The 15,391-nt window shown below is 57.5% G+C and carries 14 protein-coding genes; 7 read left to right on the top strand and 7 right to left on the bottom strand.

Annotation, left to right across the window (positions count from 1 at the left end; genetic code table 11):
• The first annotated feature begins 752 nt into the window (after positions 1-752).
• From EV561_RS28905 to EV561_RS38580, 4 genes are all read left to right on the top strand, one after another.
• Positions 753-1,397, top strand: coding sequence for a DUF1629 domain-containing protein (locus EV561_RS28905; RefSeq protein ID WP_132526979.1), 645 nt, complete (start codon positions 753-755; stop codon positions 1,395-1,397).
• A gap of 97 nt (positions 1,398-1,494) precedes the next feature.
• Positions 1,495-2,037 (top strand): GNAT family N-acetyltransferase, encoded by a 543-nt coding sequence (locus tag EV561_RS28900; protein ID WP_165927946.1) that lies wholly within the window; start codon positions 1,495-1,497, stop codon positions 2,035-2,037.
• A 229-nt stretch (positions 2,038-2,266) separates the two neighbouring features.
• Positions 2,267-4,030: an adenylate/guanylate cyclase domain-containing protein gene (locus EV561_RS28895; protein WP_245513014.1), complete on the top strand. Its 1,764-nt coding sequence runs from the start codon at positions 2,267-2,269 to the stop codon at positions 4,028-4,030.
• Positions 3,927-4,238 carry a LuxR C-terminal-related transcriptional regulator gene (locus EV561_RS38580; RefSeq protein WP_132526989.1) on the top strand — a complete coding sequence of 104 codons (312 nt, stop codon included), beginning with the start codon at positions 3,927-3,929 and terminating at the stop codon, positions 4,236-4,238. Before EV561_RS28895 ends, EV561_RS38580 begins: the two co-directional genes overlap by 104 nt.
• Before the next feature lie 260 nt (positions 4,239-4,498).
• On the opposite strand, the gene EV561_RS28885 is transcribed toward EV561_RS38580, so the two are convergent.
• The 3 genes from EV561_RS28885 to EV561_RS28875 all read right to left on the bottom strand — a co-directional run bounded on the left by EV561_RS28885 (position 4,499) and on the right by EV561_RS28875 (position 8,513).
• Positions 4,499-4,945, bottom strand: coding sequence for a very short patch repair endonuclease (locus EV561_RS28885; RefSeq protein WP_132526973.1), 447 nt, complete (start codon positions 4,943-4,945; stop codon positions 4,499-4,501).
• Between the two features lie 132 nt (positions 4,946-5,077).
• On the bottom strand, positions 5,078-6,241 hold the full coding sequence (locus EV561_RS28880) for a hypothetical protein (RefSeq protein WP_132526971.1): 1,164 nt from the start codon (positions 6,239-6,241) through the stop codon (positions 5,078-5,080).
• A 1-nt stretch (position 6,242) separates the two neighbouring features.
• Positions 6,243-8,513, bottom strand: a complete 2,271-nt coding sequence (locus EV561_RS28875) for a hypothetical protein (RefSeq protein WP_132526969.1) — start codon at positions 8,511-8,513, stop codon at positions 6,243-6,245.
• Positions 8,514-8,622: 109 nt separating this feature from the next.
• Between EV561_RS28875 and EV561_RS28870 the strand changes: the two genes are divergently transcribed.
• Complete coding sequence (locus EV561_RS28870; RefSeq protein WP_132526967.1) at positions 8,623-9,252, top strand: hypothetical protein; 630 nt, start codon at positions 8,623-8,625, stop codon at positions 9,250-9,252.
• 152 nt (positions 9,253-9,404) lie between these two features.
• Here the strand turns inward: EV561_RS28870 and EV561_RS28865 are convergent, their stop codons facing one another.
• Positions 9,405-10,484: a hypothetical protein gene (locus EV561_RS28865; protein WP_132526965.1), complete on the bottom strand. Its 1,080-nt coding sequence runs from the start codon at positions 10,482-10,484 to the stop codon at positions 9,405-9,407.
• Between the two features lie 460 nt (positions 10,485-10,944).
• Between EV561_RS28865 and EV561_RS28860 the strand changes: the two genes are divergently transcribed.
• The gene (locus EV561_RS28860) at positions 10,945-11,529 is read left to right on the top strand and encodes a papain-like cysteine protease family protein (protein ID WP_132526963.1); all 585 of its coding nucleotides are present in this window, start codon (positions 10,945-10,947) and stop codon (positions 11,527-11,529) included.
• 1 nt (position 11,530) lies between these two features.
• Complete coding sequence (locus EV561_RS28855; RefSeq protein WP_132526961.1) at positions 11,531-12,118, top strand: hypothetical protein; 588 nt, start codon at positions 11,531-11,533, stop codon at positions 12,116-12,118.
• Positions 12,119-12,460: 342 nt separating this feature from the next.
• Here the strand turns inward: EV561_RS28855 and EV561_RS28850 are convergent, their stop codons facing one another.
• From EV561_RS28850 to EV561_RS28840, 3 genes are all read right to left on the bottom strand, one after another.
• A complete protein-coding gene (locus tag EV561_RS28850; RefSeq protein WP_132526959.1) occupies positions 12,461-14,395 on the bottom strand; it encodes a TniQ family protein in 1,935 nt (644 codons plus the stop codon).
• 15 nt (positions 14,396-14,410) lie between these two features.
• The gene (locus tag EV561_RS28845) at positions 14,411-14,692 is read right to left on the bottom strand and encodes a hypothetical protein (RefSeq protein WP_165927945.1); all 282 of its coding nucleotides are present in this window, start codon (positions 14,690-14,692) and stop codon (positions 14,411-14,413) included.
• A gap of 94 nt (positions 14,693-14,786) precedes the next feature.
• Entirely contained in the window at positions 14,787-15,362 is a 576-nt protein-coding gene (locus tag EV561_RS28840) for a hypothetical protein (protein WP_132526955.1), read from the bottom strand.
• Between the last annotated feature and the right edge of the window lie 29 nt (positions 15,363-15,391).

The following is a 15,391-nucleotide window of genomic DNA, read 5'->3' as shown; positions in this document are numbered from 1 at the left end:
CAAAGCCGATCACCCGCTACAGCGCAACGAGAAGCGCGCGGGCACTCGGCTTTGCTATCTCCCGCCAGTTACACCATCTCCTGGGGCACGATCGTATAGTTCACGGACCCGCTCGCGCCATCTGGCGGTGAGTTCCTGCATAGCTTGGTGTCGCTGCCGATCGCCGATAATGGAAATCACCTTGGGAGTCCCGGCCTGAGCAGCGCCGAGCACCGGAATGTGTGTCAGATCAACTGAAAACCATCCGGCTGTCTGACCTACCCATATTCCGGCGTAGCAGGCCAGGGCCGCAGCCGAAAGAGCGCCTCCTATCGTCTTGTTGGCCAACCCGATCAGAAATGCCACGACCAGCGCGGCAATGACAGTCCTGTAAAGCTGATGACTATACCGGGGATTTGCCGTGCGCACGGTCGATGCATTGGGCATGTCGACCAGTTCGTACGGGACGGTGAACGTTCGTTCCTGAGAGATCTTTGACTCTGCAGGTCAGTCGATCAACCGAAAAGCGAAACTCGCGATAGAAGCCCAGCTTCTTCTGTTTGATCTCGATCTCGGACGTCATCGATACCCCTCAACCTTAATCGCGAGCAAGCGCGCTTATTCGACTTGCCGAAGGTAGCCGATGCTGGCTAAGTTGAAGTCAACAAGATAGATAAAAACTTATGCGTGAAGCCCTGTCCCAATTGTCCCAAACGGCACAGGGGGCTGAATCGGGTTACAATTGCATAGATTTCCTGCAACCAAGATGAAACATGACGCTACGAAAGTTTTTTCTATTCCACGCGCCACTCAGGGGCTCCAATCACGGCCTTGACGTGGTCAACTTCCGCAATCTGCTTCCGCCTGGGCAATTGATGATAATCAGAGCGGATGGTCGTCTGCCGACATTTCCCGAAACGCCAATTCTTGCGCCGAAAAAGGGTCAGCGCTTCAAGCCACCGAAGGACTTGGCATGGTGCATGGGCGTAATGTTCGCGAGCCAAAGGCTCAAAGATGTAATCGAGAGAGTCGATCCCGAAGCGGCCGAGTTTTCACCAATCGAAGTCCATTATCCAAAAGGGCAAATGTCACCATCGCCTCACTACTTCTTCGCGGTGCGCAGAGAGATCGACGCTCTCGATCTCGAAAAGTCCACCCTGGCGGTCGAGGACGATCGAGGAAATCAGATTTACAGTATTGTCGGTGACCATGACCTTCACTTTGATCAAGAACGCGCGGGACCTGCACACTTGTTCAAGCAGAAGCACCTGCCCGGGCTGGTGGCGGACAGCGTGCTCAAAGAGGCGTGCGTGGCGGCGGGAGTCACGGACTACGAACTGTTCGGGAAGTTGACGAATATGCGCCCGAAGGAACCCAGGACTGGAGTTGTCTACCGAAAAAGCTGGATATCACCCTAACCTTGGAAGGGTTCAATTTCTGTTATGCTTAGGCGCGAGATGGCCGTAGTGCCAAGCACGGCAGGCCACCTTTCTAATGCCGCTCACGAGTCCAACATTGATACCTAACCATTCCATCCGCTTGTTGACCGAACGCCTCGTGCTACGTCCGACGGTGCCGCGCGACGTCGAACGCGCCATTGAGATCAGGTCCAATCACGAGGTCGCCCGCAATCTCGCGTCGGCGACAATTCCGCCTGACATTGAGAAAATGACCAACTGGTTCTTCGGTCATGCCGAGGAGTGGCGCACGGGTTCCGCCTATCGGCTGGCGATCACCCTTGATGGCCGTTTGATCGGAATTTGCGACGTCTTCGACATTGCCGAGGGACAGGGCGAAATAGGCTACTGGCTCGACCAGGCAGCATGGGGGCGGGGGTTCGGCCTTGAAGCCGCAAAACGGCTAGTTCGGTTCGCTGTGGAGGACGTCGGCCTGACCTCTTTGCGGGCTGGGTGTGCGGACGACAATGTCGCTTCTGCTGCGATCCTTGTGCGCCTGGGTTTCACCCGGCAGGAGGACGTCCGGATCTATTCGAGATCCAGGAACGAAGAAATTGTCCAGCGTCGATTCCGGCTGACTATCCCATTTGCTGCTTCCTAAACAGAACGCTGTGTCGGCGTTCGCTTTTGTTGCGAAGTCGCGGTGGTCGATCCGACGTCGCTCAGGGCATCAATAGGAAGTGCGTGCTACGCTATGGTGCGAGTGTCGGTTCGGAACCTGCTCGATGTCGGTGTCGGCCCTTAAGCCGAAGGACCGTAGATTCCGATCCCTCTCCGTTGTAATCTCGGGGAAGGTTTGTGACTGTCTTTCCGAAGGAGCGGGTGCCGCCGTGGACCGAAAGCTCGCAGTCATTCTGTCCACCGATGTCGTTGGATACAGCCGACTAGCCGCACTCGATGAAGAGCGCACCCTTCATGCTCTTCATGCTTGTCATAGGCTGGTCGAAGAACTGGTCCGCCAAAATTCCGGACGAATATTCGGCAGCGCTGGAGACGGCCTTATTGCCGAATTTCCGAGTACCGTCCAAGCTGTCAGGTGTTCAGTCGAAGTACAGCGCCGCTTGCACCTTTATTTCACCAATCCGTCGCACGAGCCCATTCTTGAATTCAGGATTGGCATCAATCTTGGCGACGTCGCCGTGTCCGGGGCGGATCTCCTGGGGGACGGCGTAAACATTGCTGCGCGGTTGCAGGAAATCTCGCCGCCATCAGGCATATGCATTTCTGGATCAGTGAGAGAACACCTCGACGGGAAGGTGCCATTCACGCTGACCAGTGTTGGAGAGCGGATGCTGAAAAATATTCCTAGGCCCGTGCAAGTGTACTCAGTCGAGTGGTCACAGGAACCCTTCGGCGATGATGAGACCGCGCCCAGGGTCCCGCCACAGATCCGACAAGGAAAGGATCAGCCGTCGATCGTGGTGATGCCTTTCGATAATCTCAGTGGTTCCGACGACGAATATTTCGTGGACGGGGTGGTTGAGGAGATTACGTCGGCTCTCTCCCGTGTACGCGACTTCTTCGTGATCGCGCGTCAGTCTGCTTTCACCTATAAGGGCCAGTTCGTGGATGTTCGCGATGTCGGCAGGCGGCTGGGGGTTGCGTACGTGGTCGAGGGCACCGTCCGCCGCGGGGGCGACAGGCTGCGAATATCCGTCCAGCTGGTTGACGCTGAGATGCGGACGCAATTGTGGTCAGAGCGGTACGAAGGAGCAACCAGCGAGATCTTCGAATTCCAGGACAGGATCGCCGCCCAGGTTGCCGGAGCGGTCCATCCAGCTATAAGAAGGGCGGAGATCGAGCTCTCTACCCGCAAGCCACCGAGCAGCTTACGCGCCTACGACTTCCTGATGCGGGCTTATCCATATCTCTGGGGACACAACGAAGAATCCGTCACGCGAGCGATTCCCTTGTTGGAAAAGGCGGTCGCGGTTGATCCCGGATACGGACGAGCCCATGCGTTTCTAGCTTGGTGTCACGGTCAAAACCTCGGCTATATCTGGAGCAAGAACCCAGAGTGGGAATTGAAAATCACGCTGGCTGCGATTGAAGCGGCGTCCCGCTCTATCGACGATGACCCGAGCGGGCTGACAGCGGTAGGCGGAGCCATGAGCCATTGCGGTGATCAGGCTCGCGCCACAGTTTACCTGGAGCGTGCGCTGACGCTCGATCCCAACAACGCCTGGGCGTGGGCGAGATTTGGCTGGGTGGCGAGCTACAGAGGTGAGCCTGATCGAGCCAAGGAGCGGTTTGAGAAGGCGATGACGTTGAGTCCGGCGGATCCGCTCGCCTTCAATATGCGAATGGGATTTGCACTTGCGGTGGCGCAGGCAGGGTCTCCCGCCGAGGCCGTCTTGATTGCTAGGGAAGTTGTCGATCGGCATCCGGAAGTAACTTGGCCATATCGGATGATGGCTGCCTGGGCGTCAATTGCAGGGGACGAATCGACAGCGCGGTGGGCAGCGCACCAACTACTGACGGCAGAGCCCGATTTCACTATACGACGATATCTCACTCGACCCGTATTCCGGGCGATGCCGGGATGGGCGGAGCAGATGTCCGAAGGTATGCGCAAGGCGGGCTTGCCTGACTAGGGATCATTGCCTGAGTTGGATCACTCTGGATCAGGAAGGGTTCGAGACGGAGCATGATTTCGGAATCCTCCAACTGCTGGCGGAAGGCGCGCCGACGAGAGAAATCGCTGATCGTTTAAACTTGTCATCTCGGACGATCGAACATCGGATCGAGTCATTGAAGTCGGCTGTGTTTCGGCGTGGAATATTGACCCCTCTGGCGGGGTGACCGGCGTCCAATTTTGGGTCTGACGATTGGCCAGAGACCGCTCGTCAGCTCGCACAGAACACGTCGACATTCATTCCCGGAAACCGTGTCGAAAGCCTCAAGGGCAGGAGCGATATACCCGTCTTCTCGTTGAACAGTCAGCATACGCGATGGGGCGTGGTCGTCCATCCACTGTGGAACCAGCGACGCCTGTTCCATGACCATGGCTTGGACGAATCGTTCGTCGCCATTGATAGCTTTGAACTGTTGAGGCGGCCTCTTCACGTGCTTGAGCGCGCGCGAAGGCGTGACTGACCATCTCGGAGCACTTCAGTCGCCGAAACGATCTTTTCCACGATGGTTTCGGCGGACTCATGTTCCCAGAACCTGAGTGCCGTCCAACCGAGTTCAGCGAGGTGCGTCGTCGCACGCGCATCCCTTGCCCGGTTACGCTCGATCTTCGAGAGCCAAAAGTCTCTGTTTTTCTTCACCGACGGCGGATGCGTCCCGCATCCGTGCCAGAAGCATCCATCCAGGAACACCGCGATCTTCAGCCCCGGAAAGGCGAAATCGCATGTAGTCCGCTTCATGCCGGGGATCAGATAGTGGATCCGATAGCGAAGCCCGCGGGCATGAAGCTGCGAGCGGATGGTACGCTCGAAGGGGTTGTCTTTGGTGCGCTGCATCCGGCGGCGAACGGCTTCGGTGGCTTGCAAGTCTAGGGACATGTCGGAAGGCCTACTCCGATCATGAGGCTACAGCATGGCATTAGCCACTGAAGTCTTCTTGAGACGAACTAAAACGGTCTTCAGGTTTTCCGGCGAACGCTCGGGTTTTGCTGGCGGAGGGGAAACCTCCCGTCAGCTCTTTCGGCCCATCCTGCCTGGGCGCGAAACCACCACGGCAGCTTCCACTCCCTTGATCTTTTCGAGGCCGGACTGGAGTTCGTGGTGCTGTTCCGAGTGGGCGGAATCGTCCCACACGAACGCGACGATCTTGTCGAACGCCGTCGTGGTGCTGAGATAGAGAGAGGCGTCGGCGGCAACTTCATCGATGACTTTCGCGAAATCGGACTGCGCACCTCCGCGCATGTATTTCACTTCGATCAGGGTCCTGATCGAAGGAACCGCTAGATCCACTCTGGGCCGCTTATGCCCAATCGAAGGGAGGTTCTCCTCGTCTTCGAGATCCGGGAAGATCGGTGCCAGGATCGTCCAGAGAAGCGCCTGCACATGGTACTCGTTCTCGACGTGCCAGACCGCGATCTCGGATCTCGGTGTCCGCGGCTTCGTTTCGAAGGCCCAGTGTTTCATTGCCCGTGGAACACCCCGAAGTGCCAGTAGCAGATCATCGAACCCGGGCGTGGCGATCCGCACATGCAAGCTTCTTGCGACAACGCCGTCAAACGCAGAGAGACGAACCGAAAGTGTGTCGAGGCCGAGATTAGGACCTGATGGCAGCTGGGAAGCGATCGGCCAAGCACTCGTCGCCAGACCATCGTCCGCGTTCCCTATACCACGAATGGCCAGTGCGAATGCCAGATCTGCGGGATCCTGTATCGCGGGTCCGGCTCCAATCAGATGCCTTGCCGCGGAGACGAGTCCAAGTGTCCAGGCGTTGTCGCCAACCTCCTTCGCCGAGCGGAACAGCAGGTCGTTAAGCCAGGTCGGGTTGGGAAACTCCCTGACCACGAGCGCAATACCCAGCAAAGCGATCCCATCGATTTCGACACGCAGCGGCCTGCCCAGGCTGAAGAACTTCCGCCCGGAGAAGTGGTCGATCTCGTTGAGAAGGAGGGTGTTCTGGGCATCGGTAAGGAGACCGCAAGCCTTGCCGTAGCCGAGAGCGGCCACTTGCTCGGGAAGCATATTATTATCGGAGGCAGCCGCTGCGCGCTGAACCTCGTGTGACAGGCCTTCAGTGTCGCCGAGGACCCACGCACTGAATGCCCGCACGTGCACCGCCGCGTCGGTGGTGGCGATGGCGCGGACAAGTTCCAGACGGATCGTGCTCAGATCGATCATGTCAGAGGAACCACGGCTTGTGACCGATCGCTCCGAAGGTCACGGCATCCGGATCCCAGCCTCTCACCGAGGCCAGACCTGCGAGCCGCTCGGCGATGAGATCGGAATAGCGGATGGTTATGGGGAACGGCTCGGGCGAGAGCATTCGCCAGGAATGTGCGGAGAAGGAAAACGCCTGGCGAGAGAGGTAGGTCATGTCCTTAAACGTGGAGTTCGGATGAAGCCTGATAAGGGCAGGCCGTGGCATGCCGTCGGTCACCTGCTTGAGTTCGGAGGCTCCCGCGAAAACTACCAGGGACTCGAAGTCGCTGAGACGGATATGGAGCTGCCGCGCAGGGCCGAGGACACCCTTCTTGCCGCCTCTTGCCGCGATACCCTTTTGAGCATGATCGAACAAAAGAAAAGGATGGTCTGGGGCGATGTGCAGGTACGCCGCCTTGACATCGCCCAGCCCCAGTTCGCCCGTCAGAGCGTCGATCGCCTCCACCTCCGAGTCCTTGAAGGGTTTGAACGAGTGAAAAACGAGCCTGACCTTGTCAGTGCTCCGCCAGTTGTCCTCGGTCCGGACGGCTTCGATCGTCCGCTTCAAGGTCTTACGCAGTTCCTCGGGATAGCGATCATAGGGAACCGCGGCAGTCCGGTCGCTGAGCAGATAGCTGCCATCGCTGGAAAACACCGTGGTTATGCCGACATGCCTCATCTGGGGGCCAAGCCTGCTTTCAGAACTGGTGCTCGACCCCAAGCCGATGACAAGCTCGTGGGCGACCGTTTGACTGGAAGCAAGCAGCCATGGCGTGCCCCCGAGCTTTGCGTATGTCGCCAGGCTCAGATGGTTCATCGGAAACACGAGCTCATTGTCCGGGAACGACATCGTCTCCAGACGAACGCTCTGAACGGGCACGTCACGCCTGAGGAAGATGGATTTGGTGGTGTAGTAGGGGTTCGAACCGTCGGCGAGCGACTTGAATTCCTCTTCGATCTGGACGATCGCAAGATCCCACTCGAAGCCTCCGTCGCGGGCCTTGTCCAGCGCTTCGCGACTGGCGACGGCGTAGGCCTCGTCCGACGTGCCGTCGGCGAGGAAATAGTGCACGGTGGGCTTGTTCAGCCGGAAGCGCTTGATGAAGCCGTCTCCAAAGCGCGCGAAGTTCTTTCCCTGCTGAAGAATCTTCGGCATTCCATGCAGGAATTTCGCCACGAACTCGTCAACGCGCCCTTCGAGGCGCGCCTGACACACGACCGCGATATTCAGACCCTTCGGACTGAAGACCTGCTCGTCGTACGGGCCATGATCCTTCAACCCCCGTTCAGCCCAGTCGTCCTTCCGGCTGCCGCTCGGATCGAACAGCAGGAAGGGCTTCTCGATGATTTCCCCGGACGGGAACAGGCGTCCCTTGGTATTCAGTGGACCATCGATGGCAAAATTGGCCCCGGGAACTGCGGCGGGCTTCTTGTCCCTCAGGTACTTCACGATGCTGTCGATGTGCTCCAGCTTGCCCGGGCCGGACGCGAGGTGCTGCGAGGCCCGCTGGGATTGCTCAAGCACGCGCTCGGCATCGCGCCCGAGAACTTTGCGCACACATTCCTCGAAGTTTTCCTTACGCGGTTCCAGGAAGGCCAGTTTCGCAGCGACTTTCTCGTAACCCGGCTCGCAATCCTCCAGAAGGAGCTCTTCGCCGTCGACACTGCGGACCCGGCCAACAAGCTTCCGCTTGGGCATGATCCGGTCATCGATCGGAGGCAGCTCAACCTGGACGTATCGGCCGACGATGTGCACCCCGGCATCGATGAGCACGTCGCAAGTCGCGGAGATGAAGGACTTTGCTCGGACATCGCATACGATGCCATGGATCCTCCTGCGGTCGACGGTGATATGCCGGGTATGGATCTCGGTGACCGACAGCCGCTGGAGCCAGTCCGGCAGATTGGCATGCTCGATCAGCGGAACGCGCGCACCGAGGAACTTCAAGGGATTGTTCGACAGGATGGGCCGCTTGCCCAGAAGCTGGATGAGCGATTCCTGCAAGAGCATCGGCCAGAAGATCTGGTGCTGTCTCAGATCAATCGTTTCCTGGACATGTCCAAGCGGGACTGCGCCCGGCATGATCGGAATGTCGACAATGCTTTCAGCTCCGTCGCGCCGGAAGACATGAGTATCCCTGAAGTCGGCGCGCAGCTCAGCAAGGCGTTCCTTGTCGTAGTTCTGACGCCCGACAAGAACGCTGCAATTACCTTCCAAGGAGATCGGTGCAAAATTAATCGTCAAGTCCATTGAAGTCGCCAACAGAATCAGATTCGTTTTTCGGAGTCTATAGCGGTGGGAAGTCTCCGCAATCGGAAGTACTGGATTTTTAAAGTAAATCGGCGAGCGAGGAGCCTCCATGCACAGCTATTCCGCAGCGATCGATGACATCGTCAGAATTCAGATAGGTCTAAGCAAATTCTGGAAGAACGCTCATGGCTGGGCTCCCGACGGAGCCGCGGCGATGCTGGCATCGGCGCGGCTCGAACTCATGCCCTCGCTTGCAGCGGCGCTGTACAAGTGGACGCCAGAAACCACGATGACGGACGGCGAACTGATCCTTGCTTGGGCGAATCTCGGCAGCCTCATGGAGAGTTCCCTTCGGCTCTTCCTGGCAGTCTATCTCGAAGATTTTCTTGCCGACCACGAGACTGTCAAGAGCCTGGATGCCATGCACAAGAAGGGCGAGAAGACGGGGACGATCCACGATCCTACCGAGATCTCGCTCGAGAAGATGAGGCAGTACTTCACCAAGAAGGATCTCCTGTCGCCAAAGGACCTGGCAGCGGTCGCCTTCATTCAAGGCCAGCGGAACGCCATTCACTCCTTCAGCAAGAAGGACATTGGAAGCGCCGAGATATTCTCCCACCATATCTTTCAGTTTCGGCGTCTGATCGCTGTCATAGGTCTGCGACTGCCGTATCCGGACGGCTTCGAATTTGAAGGTCACGTGCTCGCCAGGAAAATCCTGGCTGAGCCCGTGACCTAGCGCGCCGCATTCAGTGACCGACGCCCACACCCTGAGGCGCTCTCCGGAGCATCAGCGTTGCCACAAGCGCTAACGGCAAGGCGGTCCCGAGCAGGAAGAAGGCATCGCCAAATGCACATTTTGAAGATTGCGATCATGAACGCCTTTGGCCTCTACCGAGGCTCAAGGACCCGCGCTTCCGGAGTTCGCCCGGAAACCTGATCGGTGTTGGCATTGCGACGCCAGAACTGGAACAAGTCGATGTCCTCACCGAGCATTTGGGTGTGCATCAGCTGATCCGTTGTCTCCTCGTCGTACGGCGCCGCCAACCCGGGCAGTGTGCTGGTGTCGCCAAGCGCGACATGATCGAAGGACTTCAACGAGGCACTGTCGCATCCGACCGCGTCCTTCCCCAGCGGTAGTGTGGCGCCAGGTTTCACGCCAACACGATAGATTTCAGGTGATACAATCTCATACCAGGCTGCCTCTATCATGATCGAATGATGGAAATGGAGGTGAGGCGCGGCCAGCATGTCGACGGGGATATATCGGGCCAAGGTGCTCGTGCGGCCTTTTGTGCTCCCGCGGTACACGTCGAGCGTCAGAGTTGCCTCGGTCTCCCGGAAAGAAGTCGTCTGAAATCTGATCTGCCCATTCGAGGCCATTGCGATCCTGTGGAGGTCGGCCTCGCTGCCGATCTTGTCGAGGCTCGTGAAATAGGTATAGGCGACGTTCTCCAGTCGACGCGTGCCCCGCAGGTTCCAGGCCGACGACCAGAGTTCGCCGGAGCGTAGTATCAAGCCGAGGTTGGTGGGCGTCGTGTGGTGATATAAGAGGATCTCGAAATCATCAGCTGCCGTCCTGCGAGCGCGGCCCGAGGCCATGTGTGCGATATGGCGTGGTCCGGAAAGCTCGCACTTGTAGAGCTGCGAGCCATCCCCGTAGCACTTGACTCGTTGATCCGAACGGATCCGAAGGATCGCGCGGCCCGGCTTGCGGGATCTGGGCTTCCCCAGGTCGACCGATAACGTGGCAATATCGACGCCTGGCTCGAAGTCCCACCCAAGCTGACATGGGCCGAAGAATGACGGTTGGAAGAACCGCCACGGCCCGAACCGCCCGAAAACAAGCTCCGGAACGATGACACTGCCACGCGTTGAGTGCCCAAGGCGGAGTTTGACGAACGCGTCATAGGCTTGCGCATCAAGTCCCAGAGCTGCGGGTGAAAACCGGGAGGGCGGTCCTGCAAGCATGTTTCTCGTCTTCCTTTGGACAAAGCTGACCACACTTATGAGCGCCGGGCGACCGCCATAGAGAGGCTTTCCCCCTATATGCGTTCGCGTGTAACGGGGAAAGCGAATTGCGATGTCACAGCAAGCGGCCGACTTACAGGCAGGAAAACTATCGGGACCAGGTGGTCACACTGCAAAGGTGCGGGAGGCAATCCTCGCCGCTGTCGAGGATCTCACACGCGAGGACGGCCAGGAATTCAGCGTGCGGAATTGAAAGATCGTATAGACCTGCCTCTGGGGTGTCGGCTCACTTTGACTGAGCACTCAGCATGTCGATTTGCCGCGCAGTATCGATGCTCATTACCTGGAAGGTAAGGGTATCGGCTATGCCTTGCACTGTGTAGTCGAATTTTTACCTCACACCGCTAGACACGTCCTGACAGGGGACGACCTCGGCCAATCAAGATAGCAAGAGCATCGCATGGACAGATCAGAACTCGAGGCATACTTCCTTCGAAAGCGCCGTCGGAAAAATGCCTCCAAAGGTAAAAGCTTCAAATTCACCATACAGAGGCAGGAGCAAACCAACTGGTGCTGGGCGGCAGTAAGCGCCACCGTTGTGCAGTACTTCCAAAATGAAACGTACTGGAAGCAGTGTGACATCGTGACAGAGGCATTGAAGGAGGAAGCATGCACTGGCGATGCGTCAGCGCCTCATATCAATAAGCAGTGGGAACTGGATAAAGCTCTAAGCATTGTCGGTTGCTTGAAGATGATGACAGATAAGAAGGTGCCCGAGGAGGTTGTCTTTCATGAGATAGCCAAAAGACGTCCACTGGGCGCCAGGATCCATTGGAAGGGCGGTGGCGGCCATTTCGTGGTCATCAGAGGGTGGTTCATTGGAGAGGACGATGCTTTGTGGTACGTAATTGAGGACCCTCTCAAGAAAGGTGGAGGCACAAGGACGATGCCCGCCGCCAAGTTTGAGAAGGCATTCGGGCGCCTGGGACACGGTAGATGGTCACATTCGTACTTCGTCCGGGATCCGGCAGCGGTTGGAGCATAGAATGTCGATCTTGAAATTCTCGGGTCCCGAAGGGTGCCTTTCGATCTTTGCCGAGGGGCTGGCAAACGTTCGCATTCTGCCAAGTGATAAGGTCACCTTTCCAACCCTGGTGGCCGATGATCCTTTACCAGTCCATGTTTTCGGCGCGGACCAAGCTGCGATGGGGGATCTCGAAGATCCTCCGGGACTGTATCGATTCTTCTTCCGCGTGGCAGGAAAGGCGATGCTGGCGGATCTGGATCTGGAACCGGACGGGAAGCTGTCTTTCAACTCCTTTCTGGAAGGCGAGGGTGCGGAACTGTTTGAGCCGGTTTTCAAGGCCGTGGCCGAATTTGCAATAACCGCTGATGACGACTTTTCTATCAGCATCATTGAGGTTCCTGCGCTCTACGAGATTGCACTGCGGCTTCGTGGAAAGAAGGCCGATTTTGCATTCGAGGTGCTCCGGCGTGGGGAGACTGGCGAGGGCAAGGCTGTTCCTTACATTCAGTACGTGGCCGAGCTTTCCGACGATGCGTCCCGGAGCTACATCTTCGCCGACGACGCCCAAGGTCCGGCGGTTCCCAAGAATGATGGTCCGGGCAGGTAGCCGATCGCATCCCGGGCGCCGCCGACATCAGCGCAGGTCCAAAGAAGTGGAAGCGCCAAGAGTATCCTAGGAGGTCAGGCTCACTTCTACCGCGGAGAAACTGCAAGACCTGAGCTCTCAGCCGCAAACCTAGGCGGTCTTAATACTACTAATGATCCCACCGCGTTGAAATGCGTCTAATCTCTAAAATAACTCAACGTAATCAATAACTTAATTTTGGCATGCGTCTAAAATGATCCTAGGATCGCGATATCGACGCGTCTGAGATCGCCACAGCTATGCGTCCAGGAGACACAAAAAAAGCCCGCTAGAAGCGGGCTGATTGTCGTAGTGATCGTTTTTCTAGCGAACTCGAAGACTGAACATATTGAGGGGTTCGAGCTCGGATCGCTGATAGAATCTAGCTACCCTGCCTTCCTGTTCGTAGATTGGCTTGATCCCGTTCTTCGACAGCATTTTTTCGATGATGACAGGGTGCGTCTCCAGCTGGGCTGCGAGGTCCGCAATCGAGATATGGTTCTCGGCGAACCTCTCGACGGACTCAACGCTGATATACGCCTGCTTGCGCTTAGTCTTGATGTTCCGGTCGGCAGTGGTCGAAACGTACCCATTGTCGATGAGATACCGGATGGTCGGAGGCGCTACGCGGAGTAGGCGAGCCGCCTGCCTATTGTTTAACAGATAGCTCGGCACCCCGTGTGCGATGTCGTTCTTCCAGATCGTGCTGTGGACGTCCATCTGGGCACCCGCTACCTCATTCCCCGCGGCCTTTGCCGCTAGTCTCTTCTCTACGAAAATCTCCATGACCTCCGTCCAGTCGACAAGCAGATCGCTGAGACGGAACGCGTGATTAGGCAGTGCGCCGACATGCCGAAGGGAGCCATCGCGAACAAGGGCAATCAGTTCATCGGAGGTGCAAAAGCACCTCCTCGATGCGTCGGCGATAGTGGTGTATGAGCCACCATCGTCGAGGCTCAGCATGCCGACTTTGCTGAATAGTTTGGTTTGGAATTTGATGAGGTCCTCGTTGCGGATGCGTGCGAACTTTCTGCCATCGTTTTTCTGCTCTACCAGATCAATCATGCCTGCCTTCAGGATGCGCGACATGACAACTTCAGTAACACCGAGCCTCTCCCGCGCCTGCTTGCTCGTCAGGGTCGCCGTAGCGGCCTTGAGTACGGCGTTAAGCTTGTCGGCGTCGATGAGAACCTTGTTGAGGCGCGGCAGCGGATGCGCGACGAGACCGGCGGTTTCCGCGAGCTGCAGCACGCGCTCATCACTCATGCCGAATTCCGTGGATGCCGATAGTAACGTATGCAGATACCGACGGCGGGTGCGGAACACGCTGAGCTCGCCCGGGCCCAACGGAAGGTTTCGCTCGGAGATATTCTGAAACAGCTCGACGAACGCAGCACAGTCGGAGTTGTCACGGTTCCTGCGGAGCCAAAGGGCCAGCGGCCCGAACGGCATCTTCCGCGCCCCAGTGAGCCAGGACGAGCGCAACACGATGCTCATCAGGTGACGGATGGCGGTCTCGCCTTGAATGGCGAAGAAGAAGCCAACCTCAGCGTCGCCGAGATTCCAGGGCGCCTCGGAAAATTCGCCGAGGGCGGACCGGTATTTTTTGACGAACTGGCCAAGGTAAACACAGAGGTTGACGACAACATAAGCCTCGAACTGATCAAGATAGGGCTGTCGTGCGATGCCGAAGATCCGGTCATTCAGGTACACGTCGAGGTTGGACGGAGTTGAGGTCGTGGTCGCGCAATTTGCGTGGCCGCAGATCTCGGTCGCGTTCTCGGAGACATACCGGCTAAAGTCTCGACCGAACGTCTTTGAGTATGGTGCTTCTACGATCGGCTCGCTGTGAATAACGCACGTGCGGATAGAACGGGTCATCCAGGCAGCGCGCGTATAGGTGAGTGCCCCAGGGCGTCCGACACCAGTTTCAATGTCATGCGCCACGCAAGATGGGCAATAGCGATATCGATGGCCGACGCGAGACTCCTTGTCGAACATCGCCTCGCCAAGCTTCCAACGCAACGAACGTCCAAGCGTCCTCTGGGCGAATTTCGAAAGGCGCTCGGGTTCGACTCCTGACCATTTTGCCAGGCGTTCGATCGCGATTTCTTCACCTGCGGCAAGGTCCGTCGTCCTGATGCCGGCTGCCTCGACAAACCGCCGAACTGACGAATAGCCATTAGCATGTGCCAGCCTAGAAGGAAGGTCCAATGCGACTTCGTCATCATGAAAGGGTACGACAACTGGTAGGGTCATGTTCGTGCCTTCGTATTATTTGTGGTTGTCGTAGGTGGACGTGATTTCGCGCCAGTCGGGGCTCCTGAAAATGTTCAGGTCTGGATTGGAGCTGTTGGATTCATATTCGTTGGCGAAGTGGCGCGACGCGAGCTCAGAACGGCCCGCCCGAATTGCCCGGAAGCAGGCCTCCTGGGTCATCTCCACCATGATTCCAAAGCCTCCTTTGGAAGCGTGGCAGAGCCGCTCGTAGAACTGGTCCTCGCCCGAAGTGATGTCGTTGGCCAATAAAGCTTCGGCAGCGAGATACGAGATCACCGAGCAGTCGTTTCGAATTCCTGGGGAGGGCGTCGTAACGATCTTGAACCTTGATCCCAACATGGTCGGGTAGGACTTGGGCTGACCTTCGGAATCAGCGCTGGAAAGTCTGGGCGTATGCCAGCCATCCCCGGCGTCGGAGAGCCTTGTCGACTGCTTCGACGACTGCAGGTCGATCGGTCTTGAAGAGGGAGGTGTTCCCGGCGAAGCCGTCATAGCCAAATCGATCTGCTGCGCCGACCGACAGTAGGCGGCACCATTCGCGAATAGAGGCGATGCGGGCCAGCAACGCTTCTCGGTCCAGGCTTTGACCCGTTTGCTGACCATGAAGGATCTTCTGTCTGTTCCGGTAGCAGACACCAATTTCCTTTTTGAGAGGTCGATAGCGTTCACCGACTAGATCGCTGACCGGAATCCCGCTGAGGTGATTTATCGCCCCCATGAAGCTGTTGTAGTCGAGACTTCCATGTCCGTAGAGAGCCTCGCGAAGCTTTCCTGCGTCACGCGCGGTAAGAGTCGATGCCTGGTAGATCAGATTGGCAGTGATTTTTCGCAACTGCCGCTCCAGCTTGATCCAAGCGAGGCAGAAACCATCGACAGCCCGGCTTTCGCACTCGGATCCGAGTAGCAGATCAACCGTAGCAAACTCACTCTCGAAACCTCGGTTCACTGCATCCTCCGCTCTGACGGTTGTTTCCA

The sequence above is a fragment of the Rhizobium sp. BK376 genome, from assembly GCF_004341625.1.
In the GTDB taxonomy this organism is placed as follows: domain Bacteria; phylum Pseudomonadota; class Alphaproteobacteria; order Rhizobiales; family Rhizobiaceae; genus Rhizobium.
Note: the sequence above shows the minus strand (reverse complement) of the source record. Positions and strands in the feature narration are given on the sequence as shown.